The organism is Micromonospora sp. LZ34, from assembly GCF_052981855.1.
In genome coordinates, this window is record NZ_JBRIQN010000016.1 from 1 (window position 1) to 19,191 (window position 19,191).

General features: G+C 74.5%; 20 protein-coding genes. 13 read left to right on the plus strand and 7 right to left on the minus strand.

What is annotated here, in order from left to right; genetic code table 11:
- Together ACVCAH_RS18245 and ACVCAH_RS18250 are read left to right on the plus strand one after the other, a co-directional pair.
- Positions 1–550 (plus strand): replication-relaxation family protein (locus tag ACVCAH_RS18245; RefSeq protein ID WP_447137357.1); only part of this gene is annotated, 550 nt, incomplete at its 5' end.
- 969 nt (positions 551–1,519) lie between these two features.
- The gene (locus ACVCAH_RS18250) at positions 1,520–2,680 is read left to right on the plus strand and encodes a hypothetical protein (protein WP_447137358.1); all 1,161 of its coding nucleotides are present in this window, start codon (positions 1,520–1,522) and stop codon (positions 2,678–2,680) included.
- Between the two features lie 46 nt (positions 2,681–2,726).
- On the opposite strand, the gene ACVCAH_RS18255 is transcribed toward ACVCAH_RS18250, so the two are convergent.
- A complete protein-coding gene (locus tag ACVCAH_RS18255) occupies positions 2,727–3,716 on the minus strand; it encodes a DUF5937 family protein (RefSeq protein WP_447137359.1) in 990 nt (329 codons plus the stop codon).
- A 127-nt stretch (positions 3,717–3,843) separates the two neighbouring features.
- Between ACVCAH_RS18255 and ACVCAH_RS18260 the strand changes: the two genes are divergently transcribed.
- Positions 3,844–4,350, plus strand: a complete 507-nt coding sequence (locus ACVCAH_RS18260) for a nuclear transport factor 2 family protein (RefSeq protein WP_447137360.1) — start codon at positions 3,844–3,846, stop codon at positions 4,348–4,350.
- A 68-nt stretch (positions 4,351–4,418) separates the two neighbouring features.
- Here the strand turns inward: ACVCAH_RS18260 and ACVCAH_RS18265 are convergent, their stop codons facing one another.
- From ACVCAH_RS18265 to ACVCAH_RS18275, 3 genes are all read right to left on the minus strand, one after another.
- Positions 4,419–5,114: a hypothetical protein gene (locus ACVCAH_RS18265; protein WP_447137361.1), complete on the minus strand. Its 696-nt coding sequence runs from the start codon at positions 5,112–5,114 to the stop codon at positions 4,419–4,421.
- 79 nt (positions 5,115–5,193) lie between these two features.
- Positions 5,194–6,045 carry an aldo/keto reductase gene (locus ACVCAH_RS18270; protein WP_447137362.1) on the minus strand — a complete coding sequence of 284 codons (852 nt, stop codon included), beginning with the start codon at positions 6,043–6,045 and terminating at the stop codon, positions 5,194–5,196.
- A 107-nt stretch (positions 6,046–6,152) separates the two neighbouring features.
- Positions 6,153–7,109, minus strand: coding sequence for a LysR family transcriptional regulator (locus ACVCAH_RS18275; protein ID WP_447137363.1), 957 nt, complete (start codon positions 7,107–7,109; stop codon positions 6,153–6,155).
- Positions 7,110–7,184: 75 nt separating this feature from the next.
- Between ACVCAH_RS18275 and ACVCAH_RS18280 the strand changes: the two genes are divergently transcribed.
- The 4 genes from ACVCAH_RS18280 (at position 7,185) to ACVCAH_RS18295 (ending at position 9,489) form a co-directional block, all read left to right on the plus strand.
- Positions 7,185–7,358: a hypothetical protein gene (locus ACVCAH_RS18280; RefSeq protein WP_447137364.1), complete on the plus strand. Its 174-nt coding sequence runs from the start codon at positions 7,185–7,187 to the stop codon at positions 7,356–7,358.
- The gene (locus tag ACVCAH_RS18285; protein ID WP_447137365.1) at positions 7,328–8,119 is read left to right on the plus strand and encodes a serine hydrolase; all 792 of its coding nucleotides are present in this window, start codon (positions 7,328–7,330) and stop codon (positions 8,117–8,119) included. The genes ACVCAH_RS18280 and ACVCAH_RS18285 overlap by 31 nt, the downstream gene beginning before the upstream one ends.
- Before the next feature lie 153 nt (positions 8,120–8,272).
- Positions 8,273–9,259 carry an MBL fold metallo-hydrolase gene (locus ACVCAH_RS18290; RefSeq protein WP_447137366.1) on the plus strand — a complete coding sequence of 329 codons (987 nt, stop codon included), beginning with the start codon at positions 8,273–8,275 and terminating at the stop codon, positions 9,257–9,259.
- A 44-nt stretch (positions 9,260–9,303) separates the two neighbouring features.
- The gene (locus ACVCAH_RS18295; RefSeq protein WP_447137367.1) at positions 9,304–9,489 is read left to right on the plus strand and encodes a hypothetical protein; all 186 of its coding nucleotides are present in this window, start codon (positions 9,304–9,306) and stop codon (positions 9,487–9,489) included.
- Positions 9,490–9,510: 21 nt separating this feature from the next.
- On the opposite strand, the gene ACVCAH_RS18300 is transcribed toward ACVCAH_RS18295, so the two are convergent.
- The gene (locus ACVCAH_RS18300; protein ID WP_447137368.1) at positions 9,511–10,050 is read right to left on the minus strand and encodes a DUF1697 domain-containing protein; all 540 of its coding nucleotides are present in this window, start codon (positions 10,048–10,050) and stop codon (positions 9,511–9,513) included.
- Positions 10,051–10,205: 155 nt separating this feature from the next.
- On the opposite strand from ACVCAH_RS18300, the gene ACVCAH_RS18305 reads away from it, so the two are divergent.
- The 6 genes from ACVCAH_RS18305 to ACVCAH_RS18330 all read left to right on the plus strand — a co-directional run bounded on the left by ACVCAH_RS18305 (position 10,206) and on the right by ACVCAH_RS18330 (position 17,618).
- Positions 10,206–10,664 (plus strand): helix-turn-helix domain-containing protein, encoded by a 459-nt coding sequence (locus ACVCAH_RS18305; RefSeq protein WP_447137369.1) that lies wholly within the window; start codon positions 10,206–10,208, stop codon positions 10,662–10,664.
- Positions 10,657–11,025: a DUF4180 domain-containing protein gene (locus tag ACVCAH_RS18310; protein WP_447137370.1), complete on the plus strand. Its 369-nt coding sequence runs from the start codon at positions 10,657–10,659 to the stop codon at positions 11,023–11,025. Before ACVCAH_RS18305 ends, ACVCAH_RS18310 begins: the two co-directional genes overlap by 8 nt.
- Before the next feature lie 256 nt (positions 11,026–11,281).
- Positions 11,282–13,915, plus strand: coding sequence for a class III lanthionine synthetase LanKC (gene lanKC, locus ACVCAH_RS18315; protein WP_447137371.1), 2,634 nt, complete (start codon positions 11,282–11,284; stop codon positions 13,913–13,915).
- Positions 13,916–13,930: 15 nt separating this feature from the next.
- Positions 13,931–14,050, plus strand: coding sequence for a SapB/AmfS family lanthipeptide (locus tag ACVCAH_RS18320; protein WP_013734295.1), 120 nt, complete (start codon positions 13,931–13,933; stop codon positions 14,048–14,050).
- Positions 14,051–14,121: 71 nt separating this feature from the next.
- Positions 14,122–15,852, plus strand: a complete 1,731-nt coding sequence (locus ACVCAH_RS18325) for an ATP-binding cassette domain-containing protein (protein ID WP_447137372.1) — start codon at positions 14,122–14,124, stop codon at positions 15,850–15,852.
- Positions 15,849–17,618, plus strand: a complete 1,770-nt coding sequence (locus ACVCAH_RS18330) for an ATP-binding cassette domain-containing protein (RefSeq protein WP_447137373.1) — start codon at positions 15,849–15,851, stop codon at positions 17,616–17,618. The genes ACVCAH_RS18325 and ACVCAH_RS18330 overlap by 4 nt, the downstream gene beginning before the upstream one ends.
- Before the next feature lie 12 nt (positions 17,619–17,630).
- On the opposite strand, the gene ACVCAH_RS18335 is transcribed toward ACVCAH_RS18330, so the two are convergent.
- Positions 17,631–18,230, minus strand: a complete 600-nt coding sequence (locus ACVCAH_RS18335) for a response regulator transcription factor (RefSeq protein ID WP_447137374.1) — start codon at positions 18,228–18,230, stop codon at positions 17,631–17,633.
- Between the two features lie 95 nt (positions 18,231–18,325).
- Positions 18,326–19,090 (minus strand): LuxR C-terminal-related transcriptional regulator, encoded by a 765-nt coding sequence (locus tag ACVCAH_RS18340; RefSeq protein WP_447137375.1) that lies wholly within the window; start codon positions 19,088–19,090, stop codon positions 18,326–18,328.
- Between the last annotated feature and the right edge of the window lie 101 nt (positions 19,091–19,191).

Genomic DNA, 19,191 nt, shown 5'->3' on the forward strand with positions numbered 1-19,191 from the left:
CACCCTCGGCCACCGCCTCGGCGTCAACCGATTCTTCACCGACCTCGCCGGCCACGCCCGCACCCACCCCGACCACGTCCTCGCCCGGTGGTGGCCGGAGTCTCGCTGCGCCCAGACGGGCGCCTTCGCCCGCCCCGGCGACCCTGTCAACCTGCACGCCCTGGCCGCGCCGATCCGCCCCGACGGCCACGGCATCTGGACCACCCCCGACGCGCGGGTGCCGTTCTTCCTCGAACACGACACCGGCACCGAACCCCTGACCGAACTCGTGCGCAAACTCGTCGGCTACGCCCGCCTCGCCGAAGCCGGCGGCCCCCGCTGGCCGGTGCTGTTCTGGCTCCACTCCGTCGACCGCGCCCACCACCTCCACCAGCACCTCGCCGCGATCCCGGTCTCCGTACCCGTCGCCACCGCCAGCCGCGACCACGCCGAACAGACAGGCTCCGGCCCGGCCGGACCGCTGTGGCAGCTACACGGCCACCCCGGCCCGCTCACCCTCGCCGACCTCGCCATCGCCCTTTCCGACCACGGGCCCGACGACTTCGAGTAGTGGCAGCACGCTCACACTCGTCGCTCCAGATCCCGCCGGGGCTCCCGGTCCCCGGCGGTCGCCGGTGGCACCGACATCGGGCTTCGTCGCGCTGCCTCGCCGCATTTGCATCCCGGACCTTCTAGGGCGAGGCCGCCGCTACAGCCCGGCTGGTCGCCTCCACCTGCGACTTGACCTTCGACAAAAGGTGAGCGTGGATCTGTGCGGTCATCGTCGATGCGCAGCGGGAACCTCCGCTCAGCGCATCGCATGACGCGACGGCGAAGGGACCTCAATGAAAGGCGCTCACGATGCCCCACCCGTACCGGGAAAGACCGGGAAGTCTCACCGCAGTGCCCGACGACGTCACCGACCCGCTGCTATGGCGCCTCGCCATCGACGTCCTCGCCGCCCACCAACCCGGACAGGACGGCAACTGCCGCAACCTGCAATGCACCGGGCAGATAGGCAGCTGCGCCGCGGCTATGAACGCCCGCCGCGCAGTCGTGCTCTCCCGCGCAGCCGTGAACCCATTCGACCACCTACCTCTCTCGCTGAGGACTGGGGCGAGTTCGAAGCCGCCTGCGCGAGGCCGAGAAGACTTCATCGGCTGGTTCATGACGCGAGCACAAGCCGCACCCGCTCTGCGGCTACGGGCGTCAGTGCCGCGACGAATGCCAAGCTCACCGCAATGCGCCGCCTAGCGCCCGTGCTGCCTGCACGCTGGGCTTCGGGGTCTGCCCGATGCTGTCGACGCTGGGGTGTCGACCTGTCGGGACGCAGGTTCCCCTAGCCGCGCCTGACTCGAACCGGTATCTCGAAAGCTTGATCATTCCTCCGGGCCAGTTCCGGATCTCGCATTGCTGAGCGAGGCCGACGAACGGAGTCGTTCGTCGCCTGTTCGTGCGATAGGTCGGGTGGACTTTTGGCCGATGGTGAGTAAGGTCATCTAGCTGTCTGCACCTGTGCTCTTCGAGGAGGCCGGCGACCGTGGCCGAGAGATCGACCGCTCGTTCCGCCGAGGGGACTGCCCAATATCACGACGACGCGGCGAGTGTCGTTGACAGTTGGATCGCCCGACAGTCGCGGCTGGAAGCAGGCGATTCCGACTCGTACTATGCGCGGCAGGAGGCTGCCGCGCCGCAGTGGCGCGAGGACGTGTCGGACCAGTACCGGGAGTCGTACCCTCCGGAGGGCACCTACGCGGAGCACAGCGGGCGACACGCAAGGCACCGGGCGTACCCGCAGTACGAGGATGAGTACGGGCAGTACGACCCTCAGCACGAGCACGCGTACCCGCCGTCCGAACCGTTGGTCCACCCCGAGCCGGCGTACGACGAGCCCGACCAGAGCTATCAGTACACCGCGCACGACCAGGATGCATACGCCGCGCAGCGGGAAGGGTACGCCCGACCGGAGACCGGCCACGCCCACGAGGAGTACTACTCGCACGCCGATTCCGCCGGCCGCAACGAGTACCGCCACGAGGAGTTCGACGCGCATGGCCCCGACGCGGACGCGGGTGCGCGACCCGGAAGGAAGCACAACCGGGAGCGTGATGCCCGCCCACGGCCGGCCAGCCGGAGGCGACGCTGGCTGATCCCGGTCGGCGGGCTCGGGTTGGCAGGACTTGTCTGCGCTCTGGCGTTCATCTGGGGGGCGGGCCGGCCGCCGGAAGGTGAGCTACCGGTGTCGGCGGCCACCATCGCGCCGGACCCGTTCGGGGAGCCGATCACCCTCCCGGAGACACCGTCCACGCCGTCCGGTTCTGCGACACTAGGGAACTCCTCCGCCACGCCCAGCGCCACACCCTCGACCACACCGTCCGCCACGCCCAGCGCCACACCGTCGGCTTCCACCACTCCGACCCCGACGCCCACCCAGGCCGCGCCGACCCCGACGCAGAGCTCGGGCCCGGTCCTGCTCGGCCCGTCGAGTGGCCGTGGGGTGGGGAACATGGTCGAGCGGTACTGCGATCGGTACACCGGGGGGTCAGCGGACGCCCGCGACGACGGGCGGTGGCAATGTACGAGGCTTCTCTCCGCGTCCATCGTCGACATGGACGTCGCCTGCCGCGACACGTACGACTCGGGTGCCTTTGCACGGACGTCGAACCCCGGCGATCCGTACGCCTGGCGGTGCTACCGCTGAGTGCCCGACATGGCGGCACCGTCGCCGTAGCCTGACCAAACGAGCGTCAGATCGGCTCGCTCATCGAGCGCGAGGGCCTTGTGACCAGCCCTTCTCCGTGGGCGGACCGCCGGTAGAGCACGGTGTGCCGGTCCCGGTCGCGGACCACTAGCCCGGAGCGGAGCAGCACCCCCAGGTGGTAGGAGACGGTGGCCGGGGCCAGCCGGTGCCGGCCGCTGAGTTCCCCGGTGGACCGGGGCACGTCCAGGTCGGTCAGGATCGCCGCCCGGCTGGCGCCGAGCAGGTCACCGAGGCGTCCCGCCGGGCGCCGGTCCGCCCGGCCGGCGCCCACCGGGTAGACCAGCACCGCGTTGCCCTGGTCGCAGAGCTGCGTCCAGACCTGCGGCCAGGCCAGCGCCGAGGGCGCCAGCACCAGTTCCGCGCCGGCCAGCTCGGTGCTGCCCCGGTAGGAACTGTCGATGGTCAGCGACCGGCCGGTCCAGCCCACCTTCGGATGCAGGGTGTTCAGCACGCTGCCCACCCCGGCGGTCGCCATCGCGGTGGCCCGCCGGCCCAGTTCCGCCTCCAGCGCGGTCCGCAGCGCCGGCCACTGGTCGGCGAGCGCGGCCCGCCAGAACTCCCACAGGCCGGCGGCGACCCGCCGGGCGAGGGTGCCGTCCTCCGCCGCCGCCCGGACCTCCACCGGCATGCCGCCGTCGGGGAACCGGGCCGCCACCTGGACGACCACCTCGTCGGCCGGCGTCGCGGCGGTCGCCGCCAACTGCTGGTCGAAGGCCGTGTCGAGCGGGCCGAGTGGCGGCTTCGGGGTGAGCAGGTCCGGGGTGTAGCCGCCCCGGCCGGCCGGCGTCACCAGGCTCGCGGCCAGGGCCACATCGGGGTGCCGCAACGCGGCCCGGGCGGTGGGGCCCGGGTCGCCGTGCACCGGATGGCCGAACCGGGACAGCGCGGCTCGCAGCCAGGACGTCACCTCCGACGCCGGCGAGACCGCCAACCGGAGCCGGGCGAGGCTCGGGCCGTCCAGATGCGCGACCAGCACAGGCGGATCGTACAGCGGGCGGTGTCGATCGGCGGGGGACATTCGAGCCGGCTCGAATCACTACCGGCCGGTGCGGCGGCCCGGGTTGGCTGCCGCGGCAGACCACCTCGTCGACAAGGAGCATCCGATGCGCCCACCCGCCTTCGCCGCCGGCCGGCTCGGCCGCGCGATCGCCCTGGCCGGTCTCGCCGCCGGCCTGCTTGCCACGGCGCCGGCCGCGGCCGCCGCGCCGGTCTCCGACGACGCCGCGGCCCACCGCGGGTGCGAGCGCGCCTTCGACCGGGCCGTGCAGGCGTACGTGGACACCACGGCCCGCCGTGACCTGGACGGCTTCGCCGCCTTGCTGCACCCCGACGTCACCGCGATCTTCGCCTCCGACGGGGAGGTGTTGGACGGCAAGGCGGCGACCGTGGAGTGGATGCGCGGCTTCTTCGCCGACGACTCGTGGACCCAGTCGTTCCACATCGCCAAGCGGACCGTGGTCGGCTGCCGGACCGGGTTCGTGCTCTTCGACTCCGTGTATGCGGTGCCCGCGACCGGAACCCGGGTCCCACTGCTGATCGGGCTCAGCTACACCTACGAACACGGCCGCTGGCTGGTGCTGCAGAACCAGGACTCGGTGGGCCGGATCTGACCGGGGGGTTCACCGCCGGGGGGACGGGCGGGCGCGGCCCCGGGCCGCGCCCGCCCCACGGCGGGTGCTCAGGTGGCCCGCTGCAGCGCGGCGGTGGCCAGCGGAGCGATCTTGGCGAGCAGTTCGCTGCCGGCGGCCAGGTTACCGTCGTCCGCCGAGGCGTCCACCTGGAGCACGAAGTTGCCCCGGACCAGCAGCAGCGTGCACTGGTGCCGGGTGGCCTGGCCGATCAGCTTCTCGCAGAAGGTGATGGTGTCCGGGCCCTCGGGCATCGGCGGGGGAGTGGGCCGGACGATCTCCGAGGTGCGCCCGTCGTTCGGCACCTCGTACTTCTTGCAGGTCTTGAGCACGGCCCGCAGTTCGTCGGCGAGCTTGCGCCCGGGCACCTTGAGGTAGCCGACCACGTACTGCCGGATCCAGACCGTCTCACCGTCCCAGACCCGCTCCCGGTAGGCGGTGCGCTTGCGGTCCGAGGGCAGGCTGTCCCGGCACAGCGAGATCAGCTTCCAGGCCTCGCTGTTCTCCTCGGTGAACTCCGCGGTCTCCGGGTGGAACGTAGCGTCCAGGTCCAGCATCGCCGCCTTCACCCGGCTGCGGACCTCGGCCGTGGAGGTCGGGGCGGGTTGCGGCGCCGGAGCGGTCGGCGAGGCCGACACCGGCGCCGACCAGCGGGGCGCCTCGGCCGCCCCGACCGGGCCGCAGGCCGCCGAACCGACCAGGGCCAGCACCGACAAGAGCAACAACGGGGTACGGCGGCGCATCATCGCGGCAGCGCAGTCCTTTCGCGCGGGAAGGGGGCCCGCACGGGCCCCCTTCCCACCAGCGCCGCCGCCCTCCGCTCCGTTACGCGGGGATGTAGTCGAAGGTGTCCGGGTTCGGCCCCTGCCGCCCCGCCTCACCCCTGTCCAGCGCGGTGATCCGCTCCATCGTCACGTCGTCCAGCTGGAAGTCGAAGATCTGGAAGTTCTCCTCGATCCGGGCCGGGGTGGTCGACTTCGGGAAGACGATGTCGCCGCGCTGCACGTGCCAGCGCAGCACCACCTGGGCCGGCGTCCGGCCGACCTCCGCGGCGATGTCGACGATCGTCGGGTCGCCGAGCACCTTGCCCTGCGCGATCGGCGACCACGCCTCGGTGAGGATGTTGTGCGTGTGCCCGTACCGGCGCACCTCCTCGTTGCCGAAGTACGGGTGCACCTCGATCTGGTTCACCGCCGGCACCACCCGGGCCTCGGCGGCCAGCCGCTCCAGGTGGGCCACCTGGAAGTTCGACACGCCGATCGAGCGCGCCCGCCCGTCCTGCTGGAACTCCGCCAGGGTCTGCCAGGTCGAGACGAAGTCGCCGTCGTACCGGGTGGGCAGCGGCCAGTGGATCAGGAACAGGTCGATGTAGTCGGTCTTCAGCTCGGCCAGGGTCGACTCGAACGCCTTGCGGGCGTCGTCCGGGCGGTGGAAGGCGTTGTTCAGCTTGCTGGTCACGAAGACCTCGCCGCGGTCCACGCCGCTCTCCCGGATCGCCTGCCCCACCTCGGCCTCGTTGCCGTACATCTCGGCGGTGTCGATGTGCCGGTAGCCGACCTCGAGGGCCTTGCGCACCGCCGCGACGGTGTCCTTCGGCTCGATCTGGAACACCCCGAAGCCGAGCTGCGGGATGGTGTTGCCGTCGTTGAGGGTGATGTCGGGGATCGTGTTCGCCATTGCGGCTCCTTCGCCGGTCGTCGCCGGGTCGCGGATGCGCTTCCACGTACCGTCTGCCAGCTGTCCGCGTACCCCGCGGCCGGGGTTTCTCACCGGTGATCCCCGCCTCAGCCGGCGGCGTCGAAGAGCACCCGCCACGGCCGCGGCGCCGGCGCCGCCGGTGGCGCCGCCGGCGGCTCGGCGACGGCCAGCACCTCGGCCGCGAGCTGCCCGACCAGCGGAGCGGCCGGGTGCGCGGCCCGGCGGGGCCACGCCGCCGAGGTCCGCTTGACCAGCGGGGCGTCGGCGACCGGTCGCCAGGCGAGCCGCGGCTCCCGGCGGGCCAGCGCCGCCGGCTCGACGGCGACCCCGCCGCCGGCCAGCACCAGCCCGAAGAGGAACTCCGGGTTGCGGGCCGGGCGCACCCGCGCCGGCGCGAACCCGTGCCGGCGGCAGACGTCGAGCAGGTGGTCGTGCCAGCCCGGCGCGGTGGCCCGGGGCGCGGCCACCAGGTCCAGGCCGGCCAGCGCGGCCAGCTCGATCTCCCGGGCCCGGGCCAGCGGGGACGTCCGGGGCAGCAGCACTCCCAGCGCTACGTCGACCGCCGCGCCGAAGCGCAGCCCGTCGTCGGCGACCGGATGGTGCAGCAGCCCCACGTCGAGCCGCCCCTCGGCGAGCATCCGCTCCTGCTCGCCGCTGGTCAGCTCGTGCAGCTCCACGTCCAGGCCGGGCGCCCGGTCGGCCAGCCGGTCGAGCAGCTCGTGCAGGCTCACCGCCGGCGTCTCCGGCGGCACCCCGGCCCGCAGCACGCCGAGCGCGCCCTCGCGTACCTGCCGCAGCACGTTGCGCAGCCGGCGCTCGCCGGAGAGCAGCTCCTCGGCCTCGGCGAGCAGCAGCTCACCCGTGGTGGTCAGCCGCACCTGGCGGCGGGACCGGTCGAACAGCTCGACCGCCAGTTCCCGCTCCAGCCGCTGGATCGACTGGCTCAGCGGCGGCTGCGCCATGCCCAGCAGCTCGGCGGCGCGCCCGAAGTGCAGCTCCCGGGCGACCACCACGAAGTGCCGCAGGTGTCGGAGCAGGTCCACCGCCGCAGGCTACGCCAGGGGTGACGGCGCACCCGCCGCCCCGCCCTGCCCCCGGTGACCACTACCGTGCCTTACGTGACGGTGCGGGAGCGGCTCGACGAGATCTTCGGCCGGGTGGGAGTCACCGCCAACCTGCACGTGGTCGAGCTGGCCGGGCCGGCGGGGGGCCGGCAGGGCGGCGACGGGCCGGCGACGGGCCGGCGTCCGGTGGCCGGGAGGTGGCGGTCCGGGCCGACGAGCAGGTGGTGATCGCCTCGATCTTCAAGATCCTGCTGGTGCTGGAGTTCGCCCGGCAGGTGGTCGCCGGTCAGCTCGACCCCCGCGAGCGGGTGCTGGTGACCGCCGGGGACCGGCTCGGCGGCTGGGGGATCGCCGGCTGCGCCGACGACGCCGAGGTGTCGCTGCGCGACCTCGCCTACTTCGCCATGTCGGTGAGCGACAACACCGCCGCCGACCTGCTGCTGCGCCGGGTCGGCCCGGACCTGCTGCCGATGCTCGCCGCCGAGCTGGGGCTGTCCCGCACCCGGATCGTCGGCGGCCCCCGGCAGCTCGCCGAGTCGATGCTGGCCGACGTCGGCGCGCGTACCGAGGCGGACTTCGCCCGGATCTTCCCGACCCTGTCGGTCGAGCGGGTCCGGGCCATGCGGGTCTTCGACCCCGCGCACACGACGTCGAGCACCGCGCGGGAGATCACCCGGCTGCTCGGCCTGATCTGGCGGGACGAGGCCGGTCCGGCACAGGCCTGCGCGATGGTCCGGGAGTGGATGGCCCGGCAGCTGTTCTGGACCCGGCTCGCCGCCGGTTTCCCGCCGGGCGTGCGGGTCGCCGGCAAGACCGGCAGCCTGCCCGGGCTGCACCTGGAGGCGGGGGTGGCCGAGTACCCCGACGGCGGCCGGTACGCGATCGCGGTCTTCGCCCGGGTGGCCGACCTCGCCACCCGGCGCATCGACGTGGACCTGGCCATGGGCGAGGCCGCCCGGGCGGCGGTCGAGGCGCTGCGCGCCGGGTGATCTTTCGGCCGGGTCCGGCTCGCCGGCCCCCCGCTGACCTGGCCTGATATCGGAGCGGATATCGACCGTGTCGGCCGCCGATCTTGGACCGGGCGCCGGTGGCGCTGGTTGGCTCTGGGGCGACCGATCAGCACCACGACGGGAGAGTTCCGCATGCCCAACCTGGACCGCCGCCGGTTCCTCCGCGACGCCGCCGCCGGCACCGCCCTGGTCTCCACCGCCGGGCTCACCGGCGCCGCCCTGGCCGCCCCCGCGCAGGCCGCGCCGCCGGCCACCGCGCCGGTTGCCGCCCCGGCCGGCCGGCGCCGCGGCCCGGTCAGCTTCCGCTGGTGGGGTACGTCGGGATGGCGGGTCGACATCGGCGACCGGACCGTCCTGGTCGACCCCTACCTGAGCCGCCTCGACACCGGGCTGTTCTCCGGCGCCTTCAACCAGTCCACCCGGCTGGAGGTCCGCACCGACGTGGTCGACGCCCTGGCGGACCGGGCCGAGACGGTGCTCGTCACGCACACCCACTGGGACCACTACATGGACGTCCCGTACATCGCCGGCCGCACCGGCGCCCGGGTGTTCGGCACGCTGACCGCCTACCACCTCGGCTTGGCGTACGGGGTGCCGTCCGGGCAGCTCAGCCCGGTCAAGGGCGGGGAGGTGCTCGACTTCGACGGCTACACCGTGGAGGTGGTCGCCTCGCTGCACAGCCGCAACGTGTCCTACTCGCTGGCCTTCCCGGGGGTGCGGGTCAGCCCGCCGCCGAAGCCGGCCACCATCGCCGACCTGCCCGAGGGCGACACGCTGGCCTACCAGCTGCGGATCGACGGCGGCCCGGCGGTGTTCTTCATGGGCGCCAGCGACTTCGCCGAGCGGAACCTGACCGGTCTCGCCCCGGACGTGGCGATGGTGGCGCTGCAGGCCACCACCGTCACCGCCGACTACGCCGACCGGCTGCTCGCCGCACTGGACCACCCGAAGGTGGTGGTGCCGGTGCACTTCGACAACTTCGAAACCGAGCTGCGCAACCCGGTGCCGGTGGCGCCGAACGACCGCAGGCGCCTCGACGAGCTGATCGCCACCATCCGGCGGGTGTCGCCGCGCAGCCGGGTGCTGGTGCCCGAGTACGGCACCGCGTACCACTTCTGACCGGCCGGGGTGGACGGCGGCGTGCCGTCCACCCCAGCGGGTCAGTGGCCCTGCCGCCGCAGCCAGTCGAGGCCGGTCTGCTGCACCACCCGGAGCCCGAACTCGCCGCCCAGCAGATTGCGATGCTGCGCGATGGAGCGATGACCGCCGCGTACCTCGACAATCGGGAACGGGCCGCCGCGGCCATGATCGGTGCCGGCCGAGCGATCGTCGCCTACCGGCCGGACTGACAGTCGCCCCGCGGCGCTACGTCAGCCCGCCGACATCTCCGCCAGGGTCTGCACCGACCGCCAGTTGCGGGTGGTCGCCACCACGCCCAGCTTCTTCTCCAGGTAGGCATTGGTGAACTTGGAGCGGCCGTACCCGCCCTCGGGGTAGTGCAGGTAGACCTCCCGCCCGGTCACGGTGAACGCGACGTTCTCACCGCCGGGCACGGTCAGCGCGGTCACCGCCGACTTCGCGGGCGCGGTGGCCAGGAAGGCGACCAGCAGCTTCGTCGGATCGTCCTCGTGCTCCGCGTACGGGTTGCCGCCGGCCACCGCGGCCAGTTCCCGGCCGCTGCGCACCAGCACCGGCGCGGTCAGCCCCAGCTCGTCGGCGATCGCCCTCTCGATGCCCCGGGCCAGCTTTCCGGCGTCGCGCACCGTGCTGCCGAAGACCACGTTGCCGCTCTGCAGGTACGTCTTCACGTCGTCGTGCCCCAGGTCGGTGACCAGCCGGCGCAGGTCGGCCATGGCGATCCGGACGTTGCCCACGTTGACGCCGCGCAGCAGGGCGACGTAGCGGTCCATGGCGACCTCCTCGATGTGCCGGTGCCGCCCAGCGTAGGGAGTCCGCGCCTGGGCCGTGGCCCCGCGCGCCCGACGGGCGCGCCGAGCCGTGACACCCGCCATACCCGGCAGACGAACTTCCCTATCGTTCCCTATGCCGCGTAAATTAGGGAGCGATGAGCGAAGAAGTGTACTCCGTCGAGCAGGTCGCCGACCGGCTCGGCCTGCACGTACGCACCGTGCGGGGCTACATCCGCGCCGGCCGGCTCAGGGCGGTACGGATCGGCAAGCAGTACCGCATCGCCCGCGCCGACCTCGACGCGCTGACCGGGCGGCCGGGGCCGGCCCGCCCCACCGCCGTGGCGCCGGTGGAGGTGTCGAGCATCGTGCAGGTCGAGGGCGTCGACCGGGCCGCGGCCGACCGGCTCGGCACGCTCGTCCTGGCCGCGGTGAACACCGGCCGGGACTCCGGGCAGCCGCTGCGCGTCCAGACCGTCCACGACGAGGAACGGAACCGAATGAAGATCGTGATCATCGGCGGCGCGACCGCCACCGCCGACCTGCTGCGCCTGGTCGACGCCGTGCTCGACGGCGACAACGGCCTGCTGGCGGGGGAGGGCGAGGACGATGCCTGACGTGCTGCAGCAGCGGGCCGGCGTGCCGGTCCTGGTCTGCGACCCGGCCGGCCCGACGATCGCGACCGAACAGGACGCGCTGGACCTGATCGGCGCGGCCTTCCTCGGCGCCCAGGTGGTCGCCGTCCCGGCGACCCGGCTCGACGAGCGATTCTTCTCCCTGGGCACCCGCTTCGCCGGCGAGGTCATGCAGAAGTTCGTCAACTACCGGCTGCGGCTGGCCGTGGTCGGCGACATCTCCGGGCACCTCGCCACCAGCTCGGCCCTGCGCGCCCTCGTGCACGAGTCGAACCGCGCCGAGCACATCTGGTTCGTGCCCGACCTCGACGCGCTCGACGAGCGGCTGCGCACCCTGGCCTGAGCCACGGCTCGGCCTCGCGCGGCGGTCCGCGGTTGAGCCGGAGCCCGCCACCACCGGCCGATGCCGGGGTGGCCGGCCGGATGAGGGTGCGCCGACCGTCCACACCGCCCAGCCATGACTTGTGTCATAGGTATCCGTGGACCACGCACAGCCACGTCATGACTAAGCGCACTGGGACGGCCCTCCCGCAGCGACGAAACTCAATCCCATCGCCGGCAGCCACACCGGCCGGGACCTGCGGGAAGGGAGCGGTGACGTGGACGATCGCTACGACAGCTACTGCGCCGCCGACCCGTTGTTCTACGACTCCCTGGGCAGCTCGGTGGACAAGTCGGCCTTCGCCGCAGCCGAGCGTCCGGTGCCCGCCGGCTGGCGGTGCGAACCGCTCGGCGACTGGCTGATCTACGGCCCGGAGGGCGGCTCCCTGCCGCAGCAGGGCTGGAAGATCCACGTCTCGGCCGGTCTGGCCAACGCCGAGCGGGTGCTGGCGGCGGTCTGGGACTACTGCGTGCCGCGGGGACTGTCGTTCAAGTTCATCCGCAGCCCGCGCACCCTGCTGCTGCGCAACTCCAAGTACGCCAACCGCGGCGCCAGCGGCAAGTTCGTCACCGTCTACCCGCGGGACGACGCCGAGCTGGAGCTGACCTGCAAGGAACTCGACGAGCTGCTCGCCGGCGAGCAGGGGCCCTACATCCTCAGCGACCTGCGCTACGGCGCCGGCCCGGTCCACGTGCGCTACGGCGGCTTCGCCGCCCGGTACTGCCTCTCCCCGGACGGCCAGGTGGTCCCGGCCGTCGAGGACGACTCCGGCACGCTGGTGCCCGACCGCCGCGACCCGGTCTTCCACGTACCGGCGTGGGTGACCCTGCCCGACTTCCTCGCCCCGCACCTCGCCGCCCGCGCCGCGACCAGCACCGACGAGGTCCCCTACCGGATCGAGCGGGTCATCCACTTCTCCAACGGCGGCGGCCTCTACGTCGGCCGCGACCTGCGCACCGACACCCCCGTCGTGCTCAAGGAGGCCCGGCCGCACGCCGGCCTGGACGCCGACGGCACCGACGCGGTCGCCCGGCTGGCCCGGGAGGCGGCCACCCTCCGCCAGCTCGCGGACCTGCCGCAGGTGCCCAGGGTGCACGACGAGTTCACCCTCGGCGAGCACCGGTTCCTCGCCCTGGAATACATCGAGGGACTGCCGCTGAACAAGGTGCTGGTCGAGCGGTACCCGCTGATCGACGCGGACGCGACCGACGACGACCGCGCGGACTACGCCCGCTGGGCCCGGCACATCCACGCCCAGGTGGAGTCCGTGATCGAGGCGATCCACGACCGCGGTCTGGTCTACGGGGACCTGCACCTGTTCAACATCATGATCCGCCCGGACGACCGGGTCGTCCTGGTCGACTTCGAGGTCGCCGCGCCGGCCGAGGGGCACCGCCGCCCCGGGCTGCGCAACCAGGGCTTCGCCGCGCCACGCGACCGGAGCGGACCGGCGGTCGACCGGTACGCCCTCGCCTGCCTGCGCCTGGCGCTGTTCCTGCCGCTGACCCAGCTGGTGCGGCTCGCGCCGGCGAAGGCCGCGCACCTGGCCGACGTGATCGCCGGCGCCTTCCCGGTCCCGCGGTCCTTCCTCGACCCGGCCGTCGCGGAGATCCTCGGCACCCCCGCGTCCGGCGCCGACGGCACGGCACCCCCCGCCGTCGGGCGCGCCGGCAGCGCCGGCCCGGAGCGGCACCTGACCGCCGACGACTGGCCCGGGCTGCGGGACCGGCTCACCGGCGCGATCCTGGCCAGCGCGACGCCCCAGCGGGACGACCGGCTCTTCCCCGGCGACATCGAACAGTTCCGCAGCGGCGGGCTCAACCTGGCCCACGGCGCCGCCGGTGTGCTGTACGCGCTGGCCGCCAGCGGGGCCGGGCAGTGGCCGGAACACGAGGACTGGCTGGTCCGGCGGGCGACCGCGCGGGAGTCCGGCACCCGGTGCGGCTTCTACGACGGGCTGCACGGCGTCGCGTACGCCCTGGAACGGCTCGGCCGCCGCCAGGACGCCCTCGACGTGCTCGACATCTGCCTCGCCGAACCCTGGGAGCAGCTCGACCACAGCCTGGAGAGCGGACTGTCCGGGATCGCGCTGAACCTCGCCGAACTGGCCGTCCGCACCGGGGAAGCCACCCTGCACGACACCGCCCTCCGGGCCGCCGAGCGGGTCGTCGACCAGCTCGCCGACGACCCCGGCGGCGAGGTCAGCGGCGGCCGGCACCCGTACGCGGGACTGCTGCGCGGCCGCACCGGGCCGGCGCTGCTGCTGCTGCGGCTCTACGAGCTCACCGGCGACGGGACACTGCTGGACCACGCCGCCACGGCGCTGCGCCAGGACCTGCGCCGGTGCGTGGTGCGCCCGGACGGTGCGCTGGAGGTCGACGAGGGCTGGCGGACCATGCCGTACCTCGGCCGGGGAAGCGCCGGCATCGGGCTGGTCCTGGACCAGTACCTGGGGCACCGCGCCGACGAACGGTTCGCCGAGGCGAGCGCGGGAGTCGCCCGGGCCGCCCGGTCGCCCTTCTACGCCCAGTCGGGACTCTTCGCCGGACGGGCCGGGATCATCGCGTACCTCGCCGCCACCGCCCGCGACGCCGACCGGCGGCGGAAACTGGACAGCCAGGTGCGCCGGCTGGCCTGGCACGCGCTGCCGTACCGCGACGGCATCGCCTTCCCCGGCGAGCAACTGCTCCGGCTCTCGATGGACCTCGGCACGGGCACCGCCGGCGTGCTCCTCGCGGTCGCCGCCGCGCGGCACGACCAGCCGGTGACCCTGCCCTTCCTCGCGCCCCTGCCGGGCGCCCAGAAACTCCCCCGCGGCAGCGGGGGCGACCGGAACGACCGGAACCAGTAGAGGAGGTGACACGACATGGCGCTTCTCGACCTTCAGGGCCTGGAGATGGCTCCGGCCGACCGCACCGGCGGTGGTAGCCGGGCGAGCCTGCTGCTCTGCGGCGACAGCTCGCTGTCCGTCACGACCTGCAACTGACCAGGTCACCAAGCGGAGCCCCGGGCGGGTAGACGTACCCGCCCGGGGCCTACGCGCACCAGGAGGACCGGATGGACGACCGGACCGCCGGGGACCGGCTGCTGCGCCGGGCGGTGCGGCACGGCGGTGGCTGGACGGCCACCCTCGCGGTGGTCGCGGTGCTCGGCGCGATCGCCGAACTGCTGCTGCCGGCGACACTGGGGCTCGCCGTCGACGCCGCCCTCGGTGGCGGCGCCGGTTGGTGGCCGGTCGTCGCCTGCGGCCTGATCGCCGTCCTGATCGTCACCGACACCGTCGGCGACCTGGCGGTCGGGTACGGCGCCGCACGGGCCACCGCCCGGCTGCGCGGGCTGCTGCTGCGGCACCTCTTCGCGCTGGACACCCGGGTCACCCGCCGGTACCCCGTCGGTGACCTGGTCGGGCGGCTGGTGGGCCAGGCGGCCGACGCCGGGCAGGCCGGGAACGCACTGGTCTTCGGCGTGGTCGCGCTGCTGCCACCGCTGGGCAGCGTCGTCGCGCTCACCCTGCTGGAGCCGCTGCTCGGGATCACCCTCCTCGGCGGGCTCGCCCTGATGGCCGTGCTGATGCGGGCCTTCGTCACCGACGCCTCCGCGGCCACCGCCGACTACCAGCGGGCCCTCGGCACGATCGCCGGCCGGCTGCTGGAGTCCCTGGCCGGAGCCCGGACGATCGCCGCCGCCGCGACCACCCGACGCGAGGAGGACCGGGTGCTGGCGCCGCTGCCGGAACTGACCGACCACGGCCGGCGGGGCTGGCGGCTGCTGGCCCGGGCCAGCGCGCGCACCGCCGCCGTGGCGCCGCTGCTGAACCTCGCCGTGATCGCCGTCGGCGGATACGCCCTGACCAGCGGCTGGCTCACCCCCGGAGAGCTGGTCTCCGCCGTCCGGTACGCGGCCCTGGGCGCCGGGCTGGGCGCGGTGGTGGCCACCCTCAACCGGCTCGTCCGGGCCCGGGCCGGCGCCCGTCGGCTGGCCGACGTGCTCGACCGGCCGGTGCTGGCGGACGGCCACCGTGCCCTCCCGCCCGGGCGGGGCGTGCTGCGGCTGCGCCGGGTGACCGTACGCGGCGACGACGGCCGGCCCGTCCTGCACGGCGTCGACCTGGCCGTCCCGGCCGGCGCCACGGTGGCGGTGGTCGGGGCCTCCGGCGCTGGCAAGTCCACCCTGGCCGCCGTGGCCGGCCGGTTGTACGACCCGGACGAGGGCGAGGTGCTGCTGGACGACGTGCCGTTGCCCCAGCTGAGCCGGGCGGAGCTGCGCCGCGCGGTCGGTCACGCCTTCGACCGGCCGGTCCTGGTCGGCGCGACGGTCCACGATGCGGTCGGTCTCGCCCTGCCCGCCGACGCGGCGGCGCCGCCCGCCGACGGATCGCCGGCCACCGCGCCGGTGCTGCGGGCGACCCGGGACGCGGCGGTCGACGACTGCGTCACCCGGCTGCCCGAGGGCTTCCGCACCCGGCTGGTCGACGCCCCGCTCTCCGGCGGGGAGGCGCAGCGGCTCGGTCTGGCCCGCGCCCTCGCGGCACGACGGCTGCTCATCCTCGACGACGCGACCTCCAGCCTGGACACCGCCACCGAACACCGGGTCACCCGAGCGGTGACCGGCCGGGCGGGCGAGCGTACCCGGTTGGTGGTGACCCATCGGATCGCGACGGCGGCGGCCGCGGACGCCGTCGCCTGGCTCGACGGCGGCCGGCTGCGCGCGCTGGCCCCGCACGCCCGGCTCTGGGCGGACCCCGACTACCGGGCGGTCTTCGGCCCGGCCCACGGCGGCCCACCATGACCGGCGCGGGAGTACGCCGGGTCACCTGGGCGGCGCTGCGGGCCCGCCGCCGTGACCTCGGCCGGCTCGCCGGGTGGTCGGTGCCCGAGTCGCTGCCGGCCCTGCTGTCCGGATACCTGGTGGCCCGCGCCGTGGACGAGGGCTTCCTCGCCGGCCGGTTCGGCACCGGCCTGGCCTGGCTGGCCGGACTCGCGCTGGCCGTGCTCGTCGGGGCGGCGGCGACCGGGCGGGTGTACCGCGGCCTGGGCGCCGTGGTGGAGCCCTTCCGCGACGACCTCGCCCGCCGGGTGGTCCGCGGGGCACTGCGCGACGCCACCGCCAGCGGGGGCGCACCCGACAGCGCCGCCGCCACCCGGCTCACCCACCAGGTGGAGATCGTCCGGGACACCTTCGGCGGTCTGCTGATGGTGGTCCGGGGCTTCCTGTTCGCCGCCGGGGCGGCCCTGCTCGGCCTGCTCGCGCTGGCGCCGGTGGTGGTGGCCCTGGTCGCCGTCCCGCTCCTCGCCGGGCTGGCCGTCTTCGGCGCGGCGCTGCCCGCGATGATCTCCCACCAGCGCGCGTACGTGCGGGCCGGCGAGGCGCTCGGCCGGTCGGCGGCCGGCGTGCTGGCCGGACACCGCGACGTCGTCGCCTGCGGCGCGCAGGAGCGGATCGCCGAAGCGGTTGGCCGGGAGGTGACCGGGCAGGCCGCCGCGGAGCGGACCCTGGCCAGGATGACCGCGCTGCGCAGCCTCAGCCTCGGGCTGGGCGGTTGGCTGCCGCTGGCGGTGCTGTTGCTCGCCACCCCGTGGCTGGTGCGGCGGGGCCTGACCGCGGGCGCCGTGCTCGGCGCCATGGTCTACGTCGGGACCGGGCTGCAACCCGCCCTGCACGCCCTGGTGCAGGGGGTGGGTGGTGGCGGGCTGCGCTACGCGGTGACGTTGGAGCGCATCCTGCGTACCAGCCCAGCGCCGGTCCGGCCGGGCGGCCCGGTGGACCTGCCCCGGCAACCCGGCCGGCGCGCCGGGACCGGTCCCGCCCCGGCGGTCCGGCTGCGCGCGGTGACCTTCCGCCACGGCCCACGGGCGCGGCCGGTGCTGGCCGACTTCTCGCTCACCCTGCCGGCGGGCGGGCACCTGGCGATGGTCGGACCGAGCGGGGTCGGCAAGTCCACGCTGGCCGCGATCATGGCCGGGCTGCTCCGGCCGCAGGCCGGCGCGGTCGAACTGGCCGGCGTTCCGCTGGCCGGTCTCCCGCCCGCCGCAGCGGCTGACCTGCGGGTGCTGGTGCCGCAGGAGGCGTACGTCTTCACCGGCTCGCTCGCCGACAACCTGCGCTACCTGCGGCCCGAGGCGGAGGACGCGGTGCTGGAGGCGGCCCTCGACGCGCTCGGTGCCGGAGCCCTCGCGGCCCGGCTCGGTGGCCTGTCCGCCCCGGTGGAACCCGCCGCGCTCTCCGCGGGGGAGCGGCAGCTGATCGCCGCGACCCGGGCCTGGCTCGCGTCCGCTCCGCTGGTGATCCTGGACGAGGCGACGTCTCATCTGGACCCCGCGGCGGAGGCGGTCGTCGAGGACGCCTTCGCGCGTCGCGCCGGCGCCCTGGTGGTCGTCGCGCACCGGATCAGCTCGGCGATCCGGGCCGGCCGGGTGCTGCTGCTCGACGGGGAGCGCCCGGTGCTCGGCTCGCACCCGGAGCTGCTGGCCCGGTCGGCGACCTACCGGCAGCTCGTCGGGTACTGGGACGACGTCCCGCCGCCGGTGCGGGCGGCGCGTCGCCGGGTCGGGTGACGGGGGCGCCCGTCAGATCCAACCCGCGTCCCGGGCCACCCGCACCGCCTCGACCCGGGTGCGCGCGCCGCACTTGCGGGTGATCCGGGTCAGGTGGTTGCGGACCGTGCCCGGGGCGAGCCCGAGCGACGCGGCGACCTCGGCGACCGGCGACCCGGCGGCGGTCAGCATCAGGACCTCGGTCTCCCGGGCCGTCAGCGGGCTGCCCACGGGATGCGGGTCGACGTCGAGCGCGGCGACGACCAGGTCGGCGTCGACCACCGGCTCCCCCCGGGAGAGCCGCCGGACGCCGTCGACCACGGCCTGCGGTGGCACGTTGTTGCCGAGGACGCCGACGGTCCGGCCGGTGGAGAGCATGTCGCCGAGGCCGCGCGCCCGGCGGGGATCGGTGAGCACCAGCAGCGGACAGGGGTTGGCCGCCGTGGCCACGGCGGCGTCCACCAGGTCGAGGTCGACCACCGCGACGTCGGGCAGCTGCGCCCAGAGCGCCGGCCCCACCGCGTCGCCCCGGTCCAGCTCCGCCACCACCCTGATGTCGTCCTCGGCGTCGAGGACGAGCGTCATGGCGCCCCGGACCAGGGCGCCGTCGAGGGCGAGCAGGGTGCGAATCACGGCGTACCACTCCCATCACGAGCGACTCCGGGTGACCGACCGTCGTCATTCCAACACGGCGAGCGTCGTCCCGCTCGGCGACGGGGCCCGGCCGGCTACAGCCAGCCGTGCCGTTGGGCCTCCCGGACCGCCTGCAGCCGGTTCCCGGCGCCGGTCTTGCGCAGCACGGCCGAGAGGTGGTTGCGCACCGTCCCGTGCGCCAGGAAGAGCCGCCGGGCGATCTCCTTGAGCGGCAGGCCCTCGGCGGCCGCGCGGAGCACCTCCAGTTCCCGGTGGGTCAGCGGGCAGGTCGCGGGTTTCAGCACCGCCACGGCGGCGGCCGGGTCGATGACCCGTTCCCCGGCGGCGAGGGAGCGGACCATCCGGATCAGCTCGTCCAGCGGCCCGTCCTTGCCCACGAAGCCCCGGGCCCCGGCCTGCACCGCCGCCTTGAGCACCCGGGGGCTCCACCGGCTGCTCATCGCCAGCACGGCGGCGCCCGGAACCTCGGCGGCGACGTCCGCGATCACCGCGGCCGGATCGGGCACCTCGACTGCCAGGCTGAGCAGCACCACGTCCGGTGGGCAGCGACGCACCACGGCGGGCAGGTCGCCCACGTTGCCGACGTCGGCGACGACCTCCATGTCGTCCTCGGTGGACAGCACGGCGCGCAGCGCCGCACGCAACAACCCCATCTCCTCGATGACGGCCACCTGGATCGGCGGGCGCTCCCGCGGCCAGCCGGCGGCCGACCCCCAGTCGAGTGTGGTCGGCGGCCGGGAGGGATTACCCGCGCTCGCGCCGTCAAGGTTCGCGCCGGCTTGCGCGGGCGGCTGCGCGGACGAGGCGAGCGCGTCCGCGTCGTGGGACGCGGTCACCACGTCGCGGACGCGGTGAGCTGGCGGGGGAATGACACGACCTGCACATCCTTCCCTCGGCAACGACGGCACATCATATCGCCGTAACCAACCAATGGCGGTCA